This is a genomic window from Bacillus sp. PAMC26543, assembly GCF_014250375.1.
GTDB lineage: Bacteria > Bacillota > Bacilli > Bacillales > Bacillaceae > Bacillus > Bacillus halotolerans.
The window spans coordinates 3,659,961-3,680,457 of the sequence record NZ_CP060193.1; the positions used below are offsets into that span (position 1 = coordinate 3,659,961).

18 protein-coding genes are annotated in these 20,497 nt (G+C 45.5%); 3 read left to right on the top strand and 15 right to left on the bottom strand.

What is annotated here, in order from left to right; translation table 11 throughout:
- Nucleotides 1-2: 2 nt before the first annotated feature.
- The 6 genes from H7F27_RS18540 to lrpC all read right to left on the bottom strand — a co-directional run bounded on the left by H7F27_RS18540 (nucleotide 3) and on the right by lrpC (nucleotide 7,782).
- On the bottom strand, nucleotides 3-1,265 hold the full coding sequence (locus H7F27_RS18540) for a glycosyltransferase family 2 protein (protein ID WP_003240289.1): 1,263 nt from the start codon (nucleotides 1,263-1,265) through the stop codon (nucleotides 3-5).
- Entirely contained in the window at nucleotides 1,258-2,988 is a 1,731-nt protein-coding gene (locus tag H7F27_RS18545) for a DUF2334 domain-containing protein (RefSeq protein WP_185848268.1), read from the bottom strand. Before H7F27_RS18545 ends, H7F27_RS18540 begins: the two co-directional genes overlap by 8 nt.
- Entirely contained in the window at nucleotides 2,978-3,829 is an 852-nt protein-coding gene (locus H7F27_RS18550; RefSeq protein WP_185848269.1) for a diguanylate cyclase domain-containing protein, read from the bottom strand. The genes H7F27_RS18545 and H7F27_RS18550 overlap by 11 nt, the downstream gene beginning before the upstream one ends.
- Nucleotides 3,810-4,904 (bottom strand): glycosyl hydrolase family 8, encoded by a 1,095-nt coding sequence (locus H7F27_RS18555; RefSeq protein ID WP_185848270.1) that lies wholly within the window; start codon nucleotides 4,902-4,904, stop codon nucleotides 3,810-3,812. Before H7F27_RS18555 ends, H7F27_RS18550 begins: the two co-directional genes overlap by 20 nt.
- A gap of 195 nt (nucleotides 4,905-5,099) precedes the next feature.
- Nucleotides 5,100-7,283 carry a DNA topoisomerase III gene (locus H7F27_RS18560; protein WP_101860300.1) on the bottom strand — a complete coding sequence of 728 codons (2,184 nt, stop codon included), beginning with the start codon at nucleotides 7,281-7,283 and terminating at the stop codon, nucleotides 5,100-5,102.
- A gap of 64 nt (nucleotides 7,284-7,347) precedes the next feature.
- On the bottom strand, nucleotides 7,348-7,782 hold the full coding sequence (gene lrpC, locus H7F27_RS18565) for a transcriptional regulator LrpC (RefSeq protein WP_010333071.1): 435 nt from the start codon (nucleotides 7,780-7,782) through the stop codon (nucleotides 7,348-7,350).
- Between the two features lie 182 nt (nucleotides 7,783-7,964).
- Between lrpC and H7F27_RS18570 the strand changes: the two genes are divergently transcribed.
- Nucleotides 7,965-8,255 carry a DUF3817 domain-containing protein gene (locus H7F27_RS18570; protein ID WP_010333070.1) on the top strand — a complete coding sequence of 97 codons (291 nt, stop codon included), beginning with the start codon at nucleotides 7,965-7,967 and terminating at the stop codon, nucleotides 8,253-8,255.
- A 123-nt stretch (nucleotides 8,256-8,378) separates the two neighbouring features.
- A complete protein-coding gene (locus H7F27_RS18575; protein ID WP_024120261.1) occupies nucleotides 8,379-8,816 on the top strand; it encodes a carboxymuconolactone decarboxylase family protein in 438 nt (145 codons plus the stop codon).
- A 38-nt stretch (nucleotides 8,817-8,854) separates the two neighbouring features.
- On the opposite strand, the gene amj is transcribed toward H7F27_RS18575, so the two are convergent.
- The 5 genes from amj to H7F27_RS18600 form a co-directional block, all read right to left on the bottom strand.
- Nucleotides 8,855-9,664: a lipid II flippase Amj gene (gene amj, locus H7F27_RS18580; RefSeq protein WP_044161803.1), complete on the bottom strand. Its 810-nt coding sequence runs from the start codon at nucleotides 9,662-9,664 to the stop codon at nucleotides 8,855-8,857.
- Nucleotides 9,665-10,175: 511 nt separating this feature from the next.
- Nucleotides 10,176-10,598, bottom strand: a complete 423-nt coding sequence (locus H7F27_RS18585; protein ID WP_024120258.1) for a pyridoxamine 5'-phosphate oxidase family protein — start codon at nucleotides 10,596-10,598, stop codon at nucleotides 10,176-10,178.
- A 77-nt stretch (nucleotides 10,599-10,675) separates the two neighbouring features.
- Nucleotides 10,676-11,227 carry a GNAT family N-acetyltransferase gene (locus tag H7F27_RS18590; RefSeq protein WP_185848271.1) on the bottom strand — a complete coding sequence of 184 codons (552 nt, stop codon included), beginning with the start codon at nucleotides 11,225-11,227 and terminating at the stop codon, nucleotides 10,676-10,678.
- Nucleotides 11,228-11,316: 89 nt separating this feature from the next.
- Nucleotides 11,317-11,820, bottom strand: coding sequence for a D-lyxose ketol-isomerase (gene lyxE, locus H7F27_RS18595; RefSeq protein ID WP_024120256.1), 504 nt, complete (start codon nucleotides 11,818-11,820; stop codon nucleotides 11,317-11,319).
- Nucleotides 11,821-11,834: 14 nt separating this feature from the next.
- A complete protein-coding gene (locus H7F27_RS18600) occupies nucleotides 11,835-12,695 on the bottom strand; it encodes an SDR family oxidoreductase (RefSeq protein WP_106022297.1) in 861 nt (286 codons plus the stop codon).
- A gap of 152 nt (nucleotides 12,696-12,847) precedes the next feature.
- Here H7F27_RS18600 and H7F27_RS18605 point away from each other — a divergent pair, with 152 nt between their 5' ends.
- The gene (locus H7F27_RS18605) at nucleotides 12,848-13,444 is read left to right on the top strand and encodes a class I SAM-dependent methyltransferase (protein ID WP_024120254.1); all 597 of its coding nucleotides are present in this window, start codon (nucleotides 12,848-12,850) and stop codon (nucleotides 13,442-13,444) included.
- Nucleotides 13,445-13,461: 17 nt separating this feature from the next.
- Here the strand turns inward: H7F27_RS18605 and H7F27_RS18610 are convergent, their stop codons facing one another.
- The 4 genes from H7F27_RS18610 to H7F27_RS18625 form a co-directional block, all read right to left on the bottom strand.
- Complete coding sequence (locus H7F27_RS18610; RefSeq protein ID WP_185848272.1) at nucleotides 13,462-14,973, bottom strand: class I adenylate-forming enzyme family protein; 1,512 nt, start codon at nucleotides 14,971-14,973, stop codon at nucleotides 13,462-13,464.
- A 210-nt stretch (nucleotides 14,974-15,183) separates the two neighbouring features.
- Nucleotides 15,184-17,268 (bottom strand): BglG family transcription antiterminator, encoded by a 2,085-nt coding sequence (locus tag H7F27_RS18615; protein ID WP_185848273.1) that lies wholly within the window; start codon nucleotides 17,266-17,268, stop codon nucleotides 15,184-15,186.
- A gap of 190 nt (nucleotides 17,269-17,458) precedes the next feature.
- Entirely contained in the window at nucleotides 17,459-18,361 is a 903-nt protein-coding gene (locus H7F27_RS18620; RefSeq protein WP_095714100.1) for an aldo/keto reductase, read from the bottom strand.
- A 97-nt stretch (nucleotides 18,362-18,458) separates the two neighbouring features.
- Nucleotides 18,459-20,465, bottom strand: a complete 2,007-nt coding sequence (locus tag H7F27_RS18625) for a penicillin-binding transpeptidase domain-containing protein (RefSeq protein WP_024120250.1) — start codon at nucleotides 20,463-20,465, stop codon at nucleotides 18,459-18,461.
- Nucleotides 20,466-20,497: the final 32 nt, after the last annotated feature.

Below are 20,497 nucleotides of genomic sequence, written 5' to 3' on the forward strand. Positions count from 1 at the left end.
GGTCACCCGCTTTTATGTTGATTGTATCGTTCTGTTTTGTACCATTTGACCTCTTGCTTGAATAAACGGTGCTTGATTTCTACGAATAAAGAATAGATCACGAGCACAATCCATGCCTGCGAGTACGTAAAGTACATAAGAAATACGATAAAGAAGTTTTGCCTGTTCATTTCTGTTTTTTCGATGCTTAACGTAATCATGACCTCCGTCATAAATAAGAAAAACGCCAAAATCCAAAGGATCATTGCCAAAAACCCGACCGACAAATGCAAATCATAAAACAGATTGACCACAAATATCGTGTTTGACATGATCACGCCAAAGAAAAACAGGAAATACGTAAAGAAAAAGTAAAACAAGTCAAAGATAATCCGTTTTCGTTTCAGTTTGAAAAACTGCGCCAAAAACTTCAGGACGACATATTGGTTGCCGCGCGCCCATCTCGTCCGCTGGCGCCACCACACCTTCCACGTTTCCGGCTCCTGCTCCCAAGTAATAGCTGCCGGGAAAAAGCGGATGTGATAGCCGAGGTTATACACCCGGATGGTCAGCTCGGTATCTTCAGCCAGCGCTTTATCATCCCAGCCCCCGAGCTTTTCAATAATACTTCTGCGGATCGCGAAGTTGGTTCCGGGAATGGTAGCGATTTTGAACCACTTCCATCTGCCTCCCTGCGCCATCCACTGAAAACAGATCGTTTCAATATTGATAAACTTCGTCAGCAGCGTTTTTGCCGCATTGATGACGCGGAATTTCCCCACCACTGCGCCTGCCTTCTCGTCATTCATCAGACCGAGAACAAGATAATACACGGCCATTTTTTCAGGCGTGTTGTCGGCGTCATATACACAAATGACATCGCCGTTCGATTCAGCAAAACCGGAGTTGAGCGCCGAGGATTTGCCTTTTCCGGCGTTAGGCGGTTTTGTGATCACCATTTTGATAAAATCGTATTTCTCGGAAAATTCATTGACGATATCACCCGTCCGGTCTGAAGAATTATCGTTTACCACAATAATCTCCAGCCGGTCCTTCGGATAATAAAGATTCACCATTGCCTTCAGCGTCTGCCGAATCACAACTTCTTCATTATGGGCCGGGATGAGCACACTGACCTTCGGCAGCTCCTTCATGTTTTCTCTCCACTTCGGAATGTTCCGCTCGAAGGTCATGTAGTGGCGGAATCCGCCTTGCATGAGAAACATGTGATAGAGAAGCATCACCCATATTAAACTTAGCGAGATAAAGAACAGCGTATTACCCAAGGCTTCTTCTCTCCTTAAACATTCGTTTTTTCAATGTGGCTCTCAAGTAAAACGTATAGCTGACAAACATCACGACAAACAAGAGCACAACGGCGGAGAGAATCCATAACGCCTTTTCCAGCGGGGTTTGCCGATGGTGGTCAAAAAACTCGCCAATGGCACTTACATTGTTTTTTACGTGAACCGTTCCGTCACCGCTTGTATGGATTTCCACTTTGTCCGTTTTGACAGTTTGCTGCGTTTTCTTCAAATCAAGCCATTCACTGTCCGGAATGCGTTCCATCTGGTCAACGAGCTCCGGCAAATATTTCATCCCGAGATACGGGTGATAAAACCCTCCGGCCACTCCGCCTTCAAAATCAATCATCTGGGAAATGTGTTCCGCCATATCGCCGAGCGGGTTTTGCTTTGATGTATCGACAAAACCGATTGTTTCCGGATACAGTGTCATCCCATGCAGCATAGCTGGTTTGGTCAAAAAAGGGGATGCACCGGAGGTTTTCCATGTTGTATCGCTGAGCTGCACCTGCCCGAAAATGCTTGAGAAATACTGTGAAGCCATTTGATAGCCGTACTCAGACATCGTATAGTGCGGGGCTTCAAATGCCAGCGGATAAAGTCCTGCCGAGGTTAAATCCTCAATGGCGTGCGTCAGCTTTTGCCTTGTATATGTTTCTTCCTTTTCCTGAAACGGCTTCAAATAGCTCTTATAGGCCTGTTCGTTCGGAAAAGCCTGTTCCTTTTCCAAAATGGACGGGGTGTCATCAGCATTTTCCGAAGTGATCGGCTGGTCCGCCTTGGCATCCCAAAATTCGAAGCCCTCTCCTGTTTCACTGTGGCGATAGGCGTGTGTGTAGCCATGAACAATGATACTGCCGCCCATGCTTTGCAGTTTTTTCAATACCTTGACCATCTTCGGTTTATCAGACAAATACACTTTATCGCCTGTTTCCGGATTCAGATACACAGGAATGACTGACAGGATAAAAGGCACATGTCTCTTGTACAGATATGTACCGGCTTGAAGCAGCAATGTTTCATCAGACATCGGGCTGATATCCTCCAGCCGCAAATATAAAAGCGCGGTTCCGGCCTTCTCTCCAAATGCTTCACGAAGCTCTTTCGCAACGATCAGATTGTCATTTAACAGATTGGTTAAGCCGATGTACACATTTGATTTATCCGTTTTCCATATAAACGGACTCGTTTTGCCGTCATCAGATGTAAAGGTATACAGCCCCTTTCCTTTCAGGCCTGATACGCTCAGCACGTGAAGCCCGCTCTCTAAGGAGACATCGTTTTTTTCCGTGCTGCTGTGAATCTGATAGACATGTTCTTTTCGGGTTAAGGAAAGACCGGAAAATTGGCTAATTTGTCCGGCGTTATAGCCGATGGCGACGACGGGTTTTTTTACGCCGCTGATAAGAGACACCAGTTTTTTGCTGAGCTTTCTTTTCGTTTGCCCGTAATAGATGACATGTTCTTTGCCTTTCACATCAGATGCTGTAACATCCGAATCTTTTCTGACCGTGACATGAGTTGCAAAATGGCCAGCCAATAAATCGAGCATTTTGACTTGAGGCGACTCTTTGCCGTCCAAGGTTGAATAGATGATGAGAATGCCGTCATCCTTCTCCTTCGCTTGGGCAGAAATAGGAAAAGAAGCAATAGCTGTCAGCATCAGAACGGACACGCAGAGTAGCGTTATTCTTTTAAAGTTCATTCATCATCATCTCGTTTTCCAGTTCTTCTAAAAATTGATCAGCTGTCCTTATATCTCTTCGATAAGGTAAATAACAGACATGGAACGTAAGCGACACATACTTTCCGTTTGTCAGCTGATACGTGTCCAGCTGTTTTTTCAGCTTTGTCAGGACGGCCGGCATATGTTCAGCCGGCGTGTGTGTCAGCACAATGCCGAAGCGCTCATCAGAGGGGCGGAATTTTTTATCCGTTTCCCGGACGCTTGACCTGATTTGCCGGCTGACGAATTGAAAGAGAAGGTCGGTCTCTTTCTCCCCGTACAAAGACTTAAATTCCTTGAAATAATGCATATGAAGCAGCAAAAAGACAAAGGAATTGCCGTAGCGCTCCGCCCGTTTGATTTCCTCTGACAGTTCCAGCTTCATTCTTTGCTTATTATCAAAGCCCGTCACTCTATCGACAGCCACGAAGCTTTTGATTTCAGATTGAAGACGTTTGACTGAATGGCGCAGCTCTGCTGCGATATCATGAATTCTTCCTGATATAAAGGAAAACAGCAAAAGCGCAATTCCCCACATGATAAGCATGCGCAGCCCGTCTTCAGCTGAAAACATCACAGCCTGTCCAGTCTGAAAAAACATCATGAGCGTGCCGAGAACAAAGAGAACGATTAAGGTGACCGCCAGCGCGTAAATCGGACCGAACCAAATGCCGGCCCCGATCACGACAAATGTAATGCAAATGATCAGAAAGCCCTCCGACTGCTCGGCGGACACATAAAAAATAAACAGAGACAGGGCTGCGATGAGCCCTGAAAGATAAGCATATAATTTTTGTGATTCATTGAATGATCGTTTCATTAAAAAGCTTCCTTTCGGCTAACAGCGGCAGCAGATTGTCGAACGAGTGCGTGTCGGAGCCGCTCATGTAACCCCCATAATACGGTTTCGCCGGATCAAGAATTTCAAAGTCATTCATTCTATCATAAATCGCTTTGATGACCGAGCTGTCTTCATGCTGTTTTGTTAAAAATAAAACAGCTAACGCGTATACGGACGGCGACTCATATTGGACGGCAGGCTCCTTCGTATCTGCCACATATCGTCCGTACAGCTTTCCGTTTGCCTGAAATTCCTTTTTGACCCACTCTGCTATCACATCGGCTTTTTCATCCCCTTCCGGCAAATGCCACGCGGCGTACAGCTGGTCAATGACGTTTACTTCACTGTCATATTTGTACTGCTTCGACTCTGCGCTGTACGTCTTTGGCAGGAAACCATTCTTTAAAGGGGCTAGATAGAGAACATCGGCATTTCGCTGTTCTGTTTCTTCGTCTATGATTCCATACTTTTTCAAAACAGCTAGTGCATCGGGCATGACATACGAAAGCGTCACGTCCTTTGAAGCGGCATGAGAGGCTGAATCGTAAAAGTCTGTAAACATCCCGTTGTACATGTTGTATATCTTTAAAGCCGTGCCAATATCACGGGCAGTTTTTTCATATTGGCTGCTCCCCCAAAGAGCAGCTGCCTGATCGAGAGACACCATGATTCTCATATCATCAATCAGCGCGTTTGTCCCGCTCGCTTGACCGTTTTGTATCTTCCATGTCACCAACTGATGATTCAGAAGAAAAGAATCCCTCAGATGCTGATATTGCTCCTGAAAATGCGAGGCATCTTGTCTGCTGACCAAAAACTCCATCCACAGGCCAATCGATTCTGATAAATAGGAGGGCTGATCTGAGAAATCCGTTTTGATAAGCCCTTGGTCATTCATAAGATTGTGATAGATGAAATACTCCGCCGGCTGAAGCGGGCGGGTATTCATATCTGCCTCAGACTGATATAGGGTTTTATTCCCAGCTTCAGCACACCCTGCGGAAAGTCCGATAGATAAGCAAAATAAGATAGCAGCGACCAACACATGCCGCACAGGCAAGTCCCCCTTTGTCGTCCGAAGCGAATCAGACGCACCAATATATGACGAAATTATTACTGCCATGTTACAAATTATATTAACTATAAAAGAAAAAAACGAAGATTACTAGCTTTTTTTCCCCTTTTTGAACTTTCAAAAAACAGGACCTAAGTCCAATAAAAAACCTGTGCGAATCGCACAGGTTTCTTTTTATTGATCCAAACCGAGTTTCTTCAGCTGTTCCGCCAGCGCATTGTTAATCGATTCGTCTTTATTTTGTTTTTTCATATAAGAAGAGACGTCCCGCTTTGTAGCGCGCCCTTTGTCTTTGTTTTTCCGTTTTTCAAATACAGAAAGCTTCTCACGGTGCCCGCAAACACACGCGAAGGTCTGGCCTTCTCCTTGGCCGCGAAGCTCCATTCTTTTATGGCAGTTCGGGCAGCGCGCGTTTGTTTTTCTGGCGATCGTTTTTCTGCTTCCGCATTCCCGGTCTTGGCACACGAGCATGGTGCCGCGCTTGCCGTTGACCTTCAGCATCATTTTGCCACACTCCGGACATGCCGTTCCCGTGATGTTATCATGTCTGAAGGTTTGGCTGCTGTTTTTGATTTCTGTTACCGTTTGCTTAGCATAAGCCTTCATGTCTTTAATAAAGACAGCGGATTTTAATTTTCCGGCCGCAATGGCGGACAGCTTTTGTTCCCACTCTGCCGTTAAGGCAGGTGATTTCAAATCCTCAGGAACGAGCTGCAGGAGCTGTTTTCCTTTTGAGGTGATAAAAATGTCTTTGTCTTTTTTCTCAATTAAAAAGCTGTTGAACAGTTTTTCGATAATATCGGCACGCGTTGCAACCGTGCCGAGACCGCCTGTTTCGCCAAGCGTTTTGACAAGGCCTTTTTCTTCTCCCTGCATAAAGGCGCTTGGGTTCTCCATAGCTGACAGCAGCGTCCCTTCATTAAAACGGGCCGGCGGTTTGGTTTGGCCGCTTGTTTCAGTTAATGTGCGAACAGTGAGCGAGGCGCCTTTTTGCAGAGCCGGCAGCGTCTGATCTCTGTCGTCCTCCTGCTCGTCATCCTCGTCAACCATATCATAAACAGCTTTCCAGCCTTGTAACTGTACGGTTTTTCCCTTCGCCGTAAAGGTTTCTCCGCCGATTTCTGCCATGACCTTTGTTTCTTCATATTCGAAAGCCGGCATCAGCACAGCCAAGAAACGTTTGGCAATCAGGTCATACAGCTTGCGTTCTTTATCGCTGAGACTGCTGAGAACAAGCGGCTCTTCAGTCGGGATAATCGCATGGTGGTCTGACACCTTAGCATCATTGACGTAGCCTTTGTGCGATTTGATGCCGCGCTTTTTAATTTGAGTGACATATTGGGCATACGGTTTCACTTCCATGCCCTCCAGCCGGTCTTTTAAGGTTGGGACAATGTCACTGGATAAAAACCGTGAGTCTGTCCGCGGATATGTGACAAGCTTGTGCTGCTCATACAGCTTCTGCAGAACTGAGAGCGTTTCTTTTGCGGAAAATCCGAAGCGTTTGTGGGCGTCCCGCTGGAGTTCCGTCAAGTCGTAAAGCGCAGGAGCAAAGCTTTTTTTCGCTGTTTTTTTCAGTTCAGCGACCACCGCCTGTTTTCCATCAAGTTCTTTTAGCAAACGGCTTGTCACGCCTTGATCGAATGTTCTCGTCTGCTTCGATTTTTTGTCCTGCCACGTCAGCGTCATTCCATCGACTGCTGCGCGAATGCCGTAATACGGTACAGGCTTAAAGGCTTGGATGTCCGCTTCGCGCTTGGCAATCATGGCTAGCGTCGGCGTCTGCACACGTCCGCATGAAAGCTGGGCATTGAATTTTGTGGTGAGCGCACGGGTCGCGTTAATGCCGACAATCCAATCCGCTTCTGCTCTGGCAACGGCTGAGTGGTACAGATTTTCATACTCTTTGCCGCTGCGCAGCTTTTGAAAACCTTCCTTGATCGCTTTGTCCGTTACAGATGAAATCCACAGCCGTTTGATCGGTTTGCGGACGTTCGCTTTTTCAATGATCCAGCGTGCGACGAGCTCACCTTCCCGGCCGGCATCAGTGGCGATGACGATCTGATTGACATCTTTGCGGGTAAGCTGCGCTTTCACCGCATTGAACTGCTTTCCGGTTTTTTTGATAACAACAAGCTTTAGCGGTTCGGGGATAATCGGCAGATCCTCAAGCCGCCATGATTGAAATTCTTTTCCGTAGCCTTCCGGATCAGCAAGTGTCACCAAATGGCCTAAAGCCCATGTGACAATATATTGATCTCCTTCGAGATAACCGTTCCCTTTTTTATGGCACTTCAGCACCCGGGCCAAATCGCGGCCGACTGAAGGTTTTTCAGCTAATACAACTGTTTTTGACATGCTTGATCACTTCTCTTTCTTTCACGCTCATCCTTTTATTATAACAGACTTGAACAAACACTCTCTAACCGCGCCCGTTTTTCGTGTCAATTTCTGAGAAAATGACGTGAGTGACGGTTTGGGCGTAAGGCGTTGTTTTGTTGATGAAAGCTTCTACTGCTTCAAGGCTCTCCGCGTTGATTTTCAGTATATAGCAGGCCGCTCCCGCAATCCGGTAGCAAAATTCAATATTCGGCAGCGTTTGAATGTAGCTTTTGAATCGATCGTAATCCCCGTTTTTGACGGTTGCCTCGACAATACAGGAAACTGGAAGGCCAAGTTTTTTCTGATCAACCTCCAGCGTATATTGCTTAATGATGCCAAACGATTCCAGCTGTCTCACCCGTTCGGTGACCGATGGCGGGGACAGCTTAATTTTCCTTCCTAACTCCCTCATGGACAAACGGCTGTCTTTTTTCAGTTCCGCAATGATATTCAAATCAATTTGGTCAAGTTTCATATCAAAATCCTTCTTTTATTTTTGTTCACATTATCTCGGGAATTTGTGTAAATGACAAGACTGAGGTCCAAGATAGATTTTTTAAATATGAATGTTTTCCGAACATTTTCTCAAACTTGTCATATATGCCCGCCGGATTGTTTATAGTATAGATGAAAACGTGTCCACAAGGAGGGCGATTTATGCTGCAAACGCCGATCGGAAGACTTCGCACGATGGGTTTTATTGAAGGAATGTCACTCTTAATCCTGCTTTTCGTCGCCATGCCGCTCAAATATTGGGCAGGCCTTTCGCTTGCGGTAACAATTGTCGGTTCTGTTCACGGCGGATTGTTTATTTTGTATTTGCTTGTGTTGGCCTATGTGACGTTCTCTGTGAAATGGTCGCTGAAATGGTCAGCCGCCGGTTTCGTCGCCGCATTCGTCCCATTCGGAAACTTTCTGTACGACCGCGGATTAAGAAACTTTAAATAAACGATAAAGCGGCATGTTGTGCGCTGCACTGTTAAGAAAAACAGCTTGGATCTGCTTCAGGCTGTTTTCTTTTTAACCCAATCATCATGTAATAATGATACAGCAGTGAAAGGAGAGGGAATGATGACGAAGAGGATTCCCTACGATCAAATAGCACCTGATGGGTTACATATCATGATGAATATGGAGGCATACACGAAAACATCCGGCATTAACCGGACAACAAGAGAGCTAATGAAAATAAGAGCATCACAATTGAACGGCTGCGCCTACTGCATTAACATTCATACGAAAGATGCCCGAAAAATGGGAGAAACCGAACAGCGTATTTACGGATTAAACGCTTGGGAAGAGTGCAGTTTTTATACACCTGAAGAAAAAGCAGCATTATTGCTGACGGAGCATGTCACTTTTATTTCTAACAAGCGTATGCCTGATGATGTTTATCAGGAGGTGCGTAAATTTTATAATGAAAAAGAATATGTTGATCTCATCCTCATCATTAATCAGATTAACAGCTGGAACCGAATCGCCATCTCTATGGGCAACATCGCCGAATAAATAAAAAGCTGACCTTTTACCGGGTCAGCTTTTCGCTATCAAAACCATTTTGTCAGCCACGCGATATAATATGCGCCAGGGATAAACATAAGCTGGGCAAGAAGTGTGCCCGCCACCCTTGACGTCACCATTGTCACAGAGGTCCATTTCAAATAAATATAGCTTCGTTTTCCTTTTGCCACATCATCGGCAAGAACAGACACTTTCGGGTCAACAAAAATGGCCAGCAGCATCGTCGCAATCCCGTTGATTAAGCCTGATGCCATAACCGCCGTCGTGCTTCGCTCGGGTGCTAGGAGCCCTGCGTACAATGCGGAGAGCACGCCAATTGTATAAATGGAGGTGATCAGCATGTTGATGACAAACAGCCGTTTTGGAATCAAGCGCATGTGAAATCCCTTCAAATACGAAGCAGACGGCAGACGCAAATAGGAGCAGGCATTTTTAAATCCATTCTTAGAAAATCCTTTCCGAAAAACTTGTAAAACGGAGCCGCCCCCGCCCGCCAAGTGGATAATCGCACGTGAAAACAGGGCGACAAACGACGGGAGCAGGATAATGCCCACAATAGTCCCAACCGTCGAGCCAAAGATCAGGAACCGGAATTGCTCGCCTACGAGCGCCAGCGCGTTTTTTCCGGCATCGTCAATTAAGCGCCCCGTGAAGGGCTGCTGCACCATGTTCGACATTCTTGACACGATTACCATGACATTAAACAAGGAAAGCGCGGATGCGATAAACCCTACCCGGGCCCCTGAAAGCCTTGTGGCATAGGCAAGGGTCTCTATTGAGTGAATCAATAACAAAAAACAGAAAATAAAAACGACTTGTGTTGTAATGACATGCACAGTATTCTTTCCTCCAGTTTCATCCTAGTGATAAGACTGAAGGAAACAACGAGAAGTTTCATGTGTGATTTGTTTTTTTCACAATAAAAAACCGCCGGCTTACGCCGAGCGGTTTGTCTTATTCTTTTCTATACGCAAATAAAGATTATATTATCCGCCGATTCGGGCGGGTTCGATTCATGTAGCATTGTTCCGAAGAATCATTCTGGAAAGTAAACACCATGGAAATTTCTTGAACACAAGACAACGAAAGCCCTACCTCTCAATCGTCACTGCGGCTCCGAAGCCGCGCCGGTGTGAATTGTAAAACAAAAAAGTCTTTTTTCCATCTCATCGTTAGGGGCGATTTGTTATGAAGGAAAAGAATAAGGGCAGCTGGTTTGCTGCTTGTGAAGCGGTAAAAGCTTCTCTCTCAAAACAGAAAAAAGAAGTTTACTTTCTTTTTTATTTGCTTATTTTTCTTGCTTAGCTATTCATGATAACATATCGCCCCTGCAAATACAAACTTTTATTATAATTCGAGTGAGACTGGTGTTTTCTCTCCCGCATTCATTAGCCTGATATCTTCCGGTTCGATTTCAAGAATCACCAGATTCGGGTCATCCTTGCCGTCGAACCAGCGCTCCAATTTAGAACTCCAGATTTTGTCTTTCAATTCTGATGAATTGTTTATTTTTGCTTTTCCTGTGACTTCGACATACGCATCGCCAAAGCCTTCACAATCATAACCTAATAAAATGTGCACATTAGGGTTATTCTCAATTTCTTCAGCTTTATGAGTTTCTTTGCTTGTCGGTGTATAAATCGTCAGCCCGTCATGGAAGAAAGTCATGTAGCGGGAATGAGGTTTGCCCTTTTGAACCGTTGCGAGCGAACCTACTTTATGGTGATCTAGAACATCAAGCACTTTTTGTTTAATATCTTGCTGATTCATCTCGAATCACTCCTTTTTAACGTCTCCGCTGTTACTTTTCCACATCCGGGAACGATTTAAACAAGAAAATGCGCTCTTTATTTTTCTGCTTCCCATTCACGCTTTAACAAACTGTAATAGACGAGGTCGTGGAACTTGCCTTTAATGAATATGCCTTCCCTTGCTGTTCTTTCCTCTTGAAAGCCGAGACGCTCCGGGATCGCTCTGCTTTTGTGATTTCCGACAGCCGCGCAGATGGCAACCCGATTCAATTTCAGATCCTGAAAAGCATATGTGATGAGTGCCCGGCAGGCGGCAGTAATAATGCCTTTTCCTTCGTATTCCCCGTCAATCCAATAGCCAATCTCCGCTTTTTTATTCACTTGGTCAAGGTTATGCAGGCCAATCATACCGCACAAGCTGCCGTCATACAGAATCCCCGCTTCGATTCCGTTCATGTCAGCATACTGACGCCGCCAATTGGGAATGAGGGTTTCCCTGTACGTTTCGGCATCACTTGGATTTTCAGCCCAGAATAGCCATTCACTGATTCGCTGTTGGTTCTCATGAATAATCGCTGCCAGCCGATCCGCATCCTTTGGCTCTAATAACCGGATGGTAATGTGCTCGTTTACACTGCAGGTGAACATCTCCCTCGCCCTCTTTCCTTTTTTACCCATTATAACGGTGTTTCCGTTTTTTTCAATATAAAAAAGGATGGGCTTTTTAAGCCTCATCCTTAAATTCTAGGGTCGGTAAAGATATCGTGTTTGTCTGTGCTAGTCGAAGACATTTCCGTTACGACTGCGCCTTCCTCCCCGGCCTGGAACCAATGCTTCGTGTTCGGCGGAATTGTATATTGCCCGCCGGGTTCAAGCTCGATCTCATGCCAGACTGTATAGTATTCTCTATCCTCTTGAGGAGGAAGAACCTTTGGAAGCTGCGTTTTTTCTCCTTCAACATAAAGATACACTTTTCCGTAGCGGCAGCGGAAGGTCTCCTGCTTGCCTTCCTGCCCGTCAACCGGCGGATGGCGATGCTCCGGGCAAGTCTGTCCCGGAAACAGCACCAGTTCCTTTGAACAATAACGGTCTGTATTCACATAGACAAAGAGCTGGAGCCCGGATTTTCGTTCTTTTCCCAAGCCGTAGTCCATGAGCTGAATTTGTTCTACTTCATCATCCGTTAAGACAATACCGGCTTTTTGATAGTAGCTGTTTACTTCTTCTTTCGTGATGCTCATTTCCTCACTCCCTCTTACGTCGTCACAAAGTCTCCGCCATTTACATGCAGCGTTTGTCCTGTCATATAGGATGATTCATCTGATGCCAGCAGCACATAGCAGCCGACATGCTCAACAGGCTGACCCGGACGGCCCATCGGCGTATTTTGCCCAAATTGAGCGACTGTATCTTCTGAGAATGTAGACGGAATTAACGGTGTCCAGATTGGTCCCGGCGCTACCGCATTTACACGGATGCCGTCTTTGACAAGTGCCTGCGCCATTGTTCTTGTAAAGGCATTGATCGCGCCTTTCGTTGCCGTATAATCAATCAGCGTCGGATTACCGCGATAAGGGTTAATGGAAGTCGTATTGATGATCGCGCTGCCTGGTTTCATATAATCAATTGCTTTTTTAGTCAAATAAAATTGTGAATAAAAGTTTGTTTTGAATGTGCGGTGAAGCTGTTCGCTTGAAATATCTTTGATGCTTTCCTTCGGATGCTGCTCACCGGCATTGTTCACAAGGATATCCAGACGGCCGAGTTCATTGACTGTTTTTTCAACCGCTTCATTACAGAACTCCTCTTCGCCCACATCTCCGGAGATTAAGAGACATTTCACGCCCTCTTGTTCCACGCGTTTTTTGGTATCTTCAGCATCTCCGTGCTCATCCTTATATACAATGGCGATGTCAGCGCCTTCCTTTGCGTAAGCGACAGATACCGCACGTCCGATTCCGCTGTCACCGCCTGTAATGAGTGCGACTTTTCCTTTTAGTTTATCCGCACCTTTATAATGCTCGTACTCATATACCGGACTTGGGTTCATTTCGCTTTCGATTCCCGGCTGGCGATTTTGGGTTTGTGCCGGCAGTTCTTTTGGATAGTTTGCCATGATGATTCTCCTCCTTTGTTTTTCATGTCTATTTGTTGTGTACCTCGTGCATTCTCTGGGTAAACATGGATGAGCACCTTCGGAATGCTTTATCAGAAAAATGTTTCACATGAAACGCAAGGAGGAAAATGATGTGAAAAGGAGGTTGCTGAATGATTAACATGCTTTCTAAAAAATTCAGCAGACCGAAGGGGATGTTCGGCATACTTGCCGGATACATCATGGCTGCTGAAAATAAAACACTGAATCAGTGGACAATAGATCAGCTTGGATTAACACGCGGAGACCGCATTCTAGAAGTCGGTTTTGGACCAGGATACTGCATGAAGCAGATGCTGAAACGCGAAAAGAGTGTGCATATCCATGGGATTGATGTATCAGAGGCTATGCTGAAGCTGGCTGCACACAGATTAAAAACAGACCGTGTTCGCCTGATACAGGGCAGCATTGAAACGTTCCCCCTCCCCGCCGCGTATTACGATAAAGTCATTTCCGTTAACAACTACACGATTTGGAAAGACCAGCAAGAAGGCATCAAACAGATTTTTCAAGCATTAAAACCTGGCGGCAAAGCAGCCATTACGATGCAGCCCCGGGAAGCAGATGCCGGTCCCGAGAAAACTGAATCGTTCGGTAAACAGATGCTCGCTGACCTGAAAGCGGCAGGCTTCAAAGACATTGATATCCAATATAAAGACATTAAACCTGAGCTTTCAGTCTGTGCAACCGCAAAAAAGCCCGTCACATAAATGACGGGCTTTTTCTGTTATGAATGTACGGCTTGCTTGCGCAAGACATCTTTTTTCACTTTGCCGAGATTATTTTTCGGAAGTTCCTTTACGAATTCGATTTCAGGAATTTTGTAAGCGGACAAGCGTTCTTTACAGAATGCAATGACATCCGCTTCTGTTATTTCCTGAGTGCCGTTAGTGACGATAAAGGCTTTTGGTTTTTCTCCGTACAGCGGGTCTGGTATCCCGACCACTGCTGTTTCAAGGATGCCCGGGATCTGCTGGATGACTTCTTCAACCTGATCAGGATAGACATTGTCGCCTCCGTAAATAATGACATCCTTGTAGCGTCCGGTGATGAAGATAAAGCCGTCCTCATCCACGTAGCCTGAATCTCCGGTTCTGAACCAGCCGTTTTGCAGCACTTTTGCTGTCGCTTCAGGGTTTTCCTCATAGCCTTTAAATAAGAATGGGCTGTGCACCACGATTTCTCCGATTTCACCTTGCGGCAGCTCTTCTCTCGTCTCAGGATCTTCTACCTTGACTTGAACATCAGCAACGGGTTTACCGGCAGAGGCCGCTTTATCCATTCCCATTTCAGGAACCCATGTGCTGATTCCCCAAGCTTCTGTGCTTCCGTAACCGTGAGCGAGCTGGATGCCGATATCAAGATACCGCTGAATCAGGCTGCTAGGCACTTTTGTTCCGCCTGTCATCAAAATGATGAGCGAGGACAGATCGGTTTGATGTTCTTCCCACGCCTCAAGCAAATATGTGTAAAACACAGGAAGGGCCATAATGGTTTGAATTTTTTCTTCTTCAATGACCTTCAGCATACAAACGGGATCTTGATCCTTTGTAAAAATAAACGTGGTTCCCGCAAACGTTCCAAGCATGATACAAATAAGCGCGCTTGTATGATAAATCGGGTGGCACGCAAGAAAACGCAGATTTTTCATTCGTGCGCTTGAGCTATTTGACTTTGATACGTAATTGTATATACCGCCATGGGTGATCATGCATCTTTTCGGATTTCCTGTTGTCCCTGACGTAAACATCAGAAGCGCTGTATCATCCGGAGAAACTGTTTCTGCTTCCGGCAAATGATCAGGTCCTGCAAAAAGCGCTTCAAACACTGGAGACGTCTCATACGCTGTTCCTGTTTCCATGATCAAACGCACAGAAGACAGCTCAGGCAGCACTTCATCCATTATCTCTTTAAATTCCGTTCCGTAAAACAATGCTTTCGGTTCACTTGCTTTTAAAATGCCTGTCATCTCGTATGGTTTCAGCTGCCAGCTGACGGGCACTACAACGGCCCCGATTTCAAGTGCGGCAAACATAATGGTTGATGCGGGGTGGCCATTTTTGCAAAGCAATGCCACACGGTCGCCTTTTTGAATTCCTTTTTGAAGCAGAGCATTCGCCAGCTGATTGATCCGTTTGTGATATGCTGCATATGTCAGTGTGTGGGCTCCGCTTTTTACAGCTTCTATTTCTTCGCTATTCGGCATGTCATGCAGAATCAGATGCTGTAATGTTTCCATATTGTCATCTCCTATATTCTCTTGAATCTTCAATAATTTGTTAGATTATCTTCCTTACCTCACCCATTTTAACCCAAAAAAGATAACTTGTAAAACTATTTCATTTTGGAATTATTCCATTACAGAATGATAAAATAGTCCCGCATTTTTTTATTTTGTGCTGCATCCATACAAAAACACACGCCTTTTTTTGGCGTGTGAAATAGATGATTACGGGATGTTTTTTTCTTTCATCCATGTGAAAAAGATGCGGTTTAAACGCTGATACAGTTCTCGTTCCCCTTCCTCCTGAAAGCCCGCCATGCTTTCTCCGCTTTCAATAATGGCAGAGCTGATCGCACTCAAAATCTCTGAGCCTTCAGCTGATAATGTGGCCGGCGCCATCATGACGAGAATTCTTGTCATATCGAGGGTATTTCCGTCCATGCCATTAACTTCAAAAGATGTGCTGAGGTCATACATTTTGAAAAAAGGCAGGACGATATGATCATTTTTGAGATGATAAAGCGCCATGTTTGTACCCGGTATGCCCAATCCCCCTTGTTTTTCGCGTTCTGCAAGGCAATCCGCCGCTTTTTTCGGATCTCGGATGAGGCCATCCTTTTTCAGCTGTTGAAAAAGCTCAAACAGCAGCATGCCGTGATCCGGCTTTGTTTTCATTTCAGTGAGTGAAAAATGGCGCAAGACGTCTTGAATCACCGCCATGTATCGTCCCACGCTTTCCGCCGCTGCCAGCATGTCAGGGATGTCGGCTTGCCGCGTCTCTTCCTTCGGGCTTCTTTTTTTCTCAAGAATGAGCGGGATTTTCCGCTTGATATACTGCTTTACCTGGTTTGCGTCTTCCTCATTTAAAAGCGGGCTGACCATAATATAGTCGATGTTTTGATAAGGGATCGGCACAGTGGACACAATCATATCATAGGCATGAGTGTCGCGGTCCTTCAGCTCGATCAGTGATGACATATCAAACGATTCAATTTCAGGCAGCTCTTTCTTCAATCTCGAAGCAAGCATTTTCGAAGAACCGATTCCGCTTGAGCAGACAACAAGCGCTTTCACTTTTGCTTCTTCTTTTTTGATTTCAAGTGCTGAACCGAAGTGAAGAACGATAAAGGCGATTTCATCATCAGAAAAGGACATGTCCGGGAAGAATTTTTCCACGCCCTCTTCTATCGCCATATACAGCAGAAAATAATCACGCTTGATCTGTTCCTTCATTGGATTATAGATGTCGATGTTTTCTTTCATGCGGCTGATGGCCGGCTCCAAATGGGCAATCAAACCTTCATATAAAGAGTAGTTTTTCGTCAGATCCATTCTGATTTTTTCTGAAATAAAAGCGATCAGCCGTTTTGTTTGCAAGGCTGTTTCAAGCTCTATTTCCTGCGCTCTGTATTCTGTTTTGTATTTGCGGTTGGCGCTTCGCAGATGGATCGTAATATAGCCGACCTCCGCTTCCGGGATCGTTACGCCGAAAGCACGTTCAAGCTCGCCCGCGATTTCCAGAGCGGAGCTGTATTCTTTAGCACTCTTGAGTTCATCAAGCTCGCTCTCTTCCATGCTGATCGTCTCGCCCAGTTTAATGCGTTCGATCGCAAACGTCAGATGAACGACAAGCGCTATATAGGAGCTGTCAGATAGAGAAAATGCGATTTTTTCTTTCAGCTGGAATAAAATCCGCTCCATTTTTAACAGCTCGCCTTTGCTGACAACCCCGAACATCTTCTCGGTGGAATCAGCTTTTCCTTTAATGTTTAATTCAACCGCTTCCAAAAACATTTGGATATCGAGGCGGTTCACAATCAGATTGCCGACAATTTTTCGTTTCGCGTTCTCCGGCCCCATCAGCTGGATGCCAAAGCCTCTTTTTCGGATCAGTGTTAACCCGAACGGAGAAATCCATTTCTCCAGCTCATCTAAATCGTAGCTGACCGTAGCATTGGTGACCTGCAGATCATGAGCGAGCGTGTACAGCTTCACCGGTTCTTGGGACTCCAATAGCGAACAGAGAATCAGCAGTTTTCGTTCGTCGGCGCTGTATTCATGCTGTTCATGTGACAGCTCGGTGAGCAGCTTTTGTTTATCTTCGGGACTTCCTACCGCCTTCAAGCCTTTGCCGGGCTGTTTATCGAGCTTGAGCCCCACAGTCTCCATCAGCGGCTTGATTGATTTCAGCTCCCTGTGAATGGTTCTGGTGCTCACTTCCATCAGCTCAGCCAGCTCCGTTACGGTTACATATCGGTTCAGTAGTAATAAATGCTTTAAAAGCTTTTGTTCTCTTGCAGTCATATACATAAAAAGGCCTCCAGACATTCGTGATGTGCGGATGAAGTCGCATGGAGATATAGGAAGAGGAAAAAAAGAGGGTTTCTATATTAATATAAAACGCTTTCAAACAGGATTCAATCACTTATAAATGGGAATTTGGCACTAAGCGGTGTGACAATATTGAAAAAGCATCAGCCGTTATGCTGATGCTTTTTCTTTATGGTATATCGTGGCCTTGTACGGCTGTATAAATACGGAACCACTGATCCTGATCAAGCTTATACGCCAAGGCGTTTACCGCGGCGGAAATACGCTCGCGTTTTCCGCTTCCGACAATCGGCATGATGCCGGCCGGATGCGTGAACAGCCATGCGTACATCACCTCGTCCAATGAGGCAGCACCGATTTCAGCCTGAACAGTTTCAAGCGCCGTACGAATGCGCCGATCTTTTTCCGTGTTTCCGGCGAATACTTTACCGCCTGCAAGCGGCGACCAGGCCATCGGAGAAATCCGTTTTTCCTGACACAGGTTCAATGTGCCGTCCTGAATATTTTCTAATTCATATGCGGAAAGCTCAATCTGATTGGTGACAAGCTTTTCAGGCAGATACGATTCCAGCATCCGATATTGATGGCCTTTAAAGTTCGACACACCGAAATATCTGACCTTCCCGGAGCTTTTCAGCGCATGAAACGCCTCAGCCACTCCTTCCGGGTCCATGAGCGGGTCCGGTCTGTGAATCAGCAGCACATCGATATAATCCGTTCTGAGATTCAAAAGCGACTGTTCAACAGACGCGAGAATGTGTGTTTTGCTTGTATTATAATGGTGCGATCTGTGAGCAGGGCGTTCAGGTGATTCAAGAACGATGCCGCATTTTGTGACCAGCTCTATGTTTTCCCTTAATCCGGGTGAAAGAGCAAGAGCATTTCCAAACCCTTTTTCGCACGTGTAGCCCCCGTAAATATCCGCATGATCAAAGGTAGTGATGCCTTGATCGACACACCACTCAATGAGACTGAGCAGCTCAGCGTCTGAATAGTTCCATTCATTCAGACGCCAAAGCCCGTGTATCACTCTTGAAAATTGAAGATCCTCCGCCAAATGAATACGCTGCATGCAAAATCCCTCTTTTCTTTATAAACCGGGTTTTTGCCCCTTACTAGATCATTCGGCCTCAGACGCCCTTTTTCCTTTCACTCCCGTTAAAAAGGTTTTATTTCGATTGAAATTGCTTTTTTGCTTTTTCGACTACGTAGTGGCTGCCGCCATGATCTTGAACATTTTGAATCATCATTGCGACAAGCAGGTCTTTGTTTTTATAGTCATAGCCGACGAACCAGCCATTTTCGGTGCCGTCTTTATCATCCTTTGATTTTTTCAGCTCGGCTGTTCCCGTTTTTCCAGCGACAGTGATTCCTTTTACGACAGGCTGATACGCTGACCCGCGCTCATCTTCGACTACGCCTTTCAAACCTTTTGTAATATCGGCGGCTCCTTCTTTTGTGAGCACTTGTTTGTGCCAGACATCAGCGGTTTGTGAGTCTTTCTTGATAAGCGTCGGTTTCACGAGGTCTCCATTATCGACAAATGGCGTGTAAGCTGCCGCTAGGTGAAGCGGAGACATCTGCATTTGTCCCTGTCCGTAGCCTGTATCCGCAAGCAAAATGTCTGAGTCAAGCTTGTCGTTTGCGATTGACGATTGCTGGACTGGGAATTCAAATGGAATATCCTCTGCAAACCCAAATGTTTTCATGCCTTTTGTAAAGGTGTCCGCTCCCATATCAAGCGCGTTTTGCGCAAAGTAAATATTGTCTGACGTGATCAGGGCATGTTCCAAATCCACTTGCTCTAAGCTGTCAGACACTCGTGTAACAGAATAGCCGCCCCAGCTTGAATCTTTCTGCCACTGTTTCCCTTTGATAGTTTTCTTCTCTGCGGCTTTAAGCGTGCCGTTTTTCAGGCCGATAGCAGCAGCGATCGGTTTAATCGTGGATCCTGGTGCATATGTTTTGTTGAATTTCGCTGAAAACGGATTGTTTTTGTCTTCGTTTAGTTTTTTCCATTCTTTATCGCTCCATCCGAAGATAAATCCGTTTGGATCGTAAGAAGGCGCGCTGACAAGAGCCAGTGTTTCACCTGTCTGCGGCTGCAGTGCGACTGCCGCCCCGCTGTCATCCTTCAGCTCGTCATAAAGCTTTGTTTGCGTTTTGATATCAATTGTGAGATGTAAATCCTCACCGTCTTTCGCTTTCGTTTCAGCGATGACTTCGCCGGTTTGCGGAACGTAGATTTTCCATCCTGTTGTGCCTCTGAGCTTATCTTCATACACATTTTCAAGACCTGCGATTCCGATGTTTGACGTATCGCTGTATGTTCCGTCTTTCTTTTTCTTCAGTTCTTCCGCCGTAATCGCGCGAACGTAGCCTGTCAGATGAGCTGTTTTTTCGCCATACGGATAATAGCGCGAGCTGACATTTGTTCTTGTGACGCCTTTTAATGACGTCACTTCAGACACTAACTTTTCTTCGTCCGGTTTTACTTTTTTGACCGGCACGAATGAATCATCTTTGACCCAGCTTTGTTTCAGCTTCTGGTTGATGTCATCTTCAGTTACATCCAGTTTTTTCGCGAGCTCTTTTATGACTTTCTCTTTTTTATCGCCAAGTTCTCCGGGAATAATTCCGATTTCCGGAACATCTGTGTTGACGGCTAAGCCTTTCCCGTTTTTATCGTAGATTTGGCCGCGTTTCGGTTCAATGCTGGCGATTTGAACGGTTTTGTCATCAGCCAGCTGCTTGAAAATAAACGATGGGTCCCAATCTATATTCCATGACTCCTCATCATCTGTTTTTTCTTTTTTCAGCACAGCGGTATTTTTAAAGCTGACTTTGCCCGCATTTGTGTCCATGCTGACTTTGTATGGGATGTGCTTCATCGTTTTATTGTCTTTATCATCCTCGTCCACTTTTCCCGCAGTGACTTTCAGATTTTTTACGCCTGCCTGCTCATAGATGGTTTTATATCTGCTGACGAAATCCTTTTTGGAGATTTCTTTTTTTACATCTTTGGTCAGGCTTTGATACATGTCATCGAATTGCTGATCGTTCCACTGTTTTACGAATGCTTCCATTCGGTCCTCTGGTGAATCTGTTTTGGAGCATCCGATTAATCCGATCAGCCCGATACATAGAAATAATAGTAGAATACACTTTTTACACATGACTTTCCCCTGCCTTCCACTTGTTATTTTCT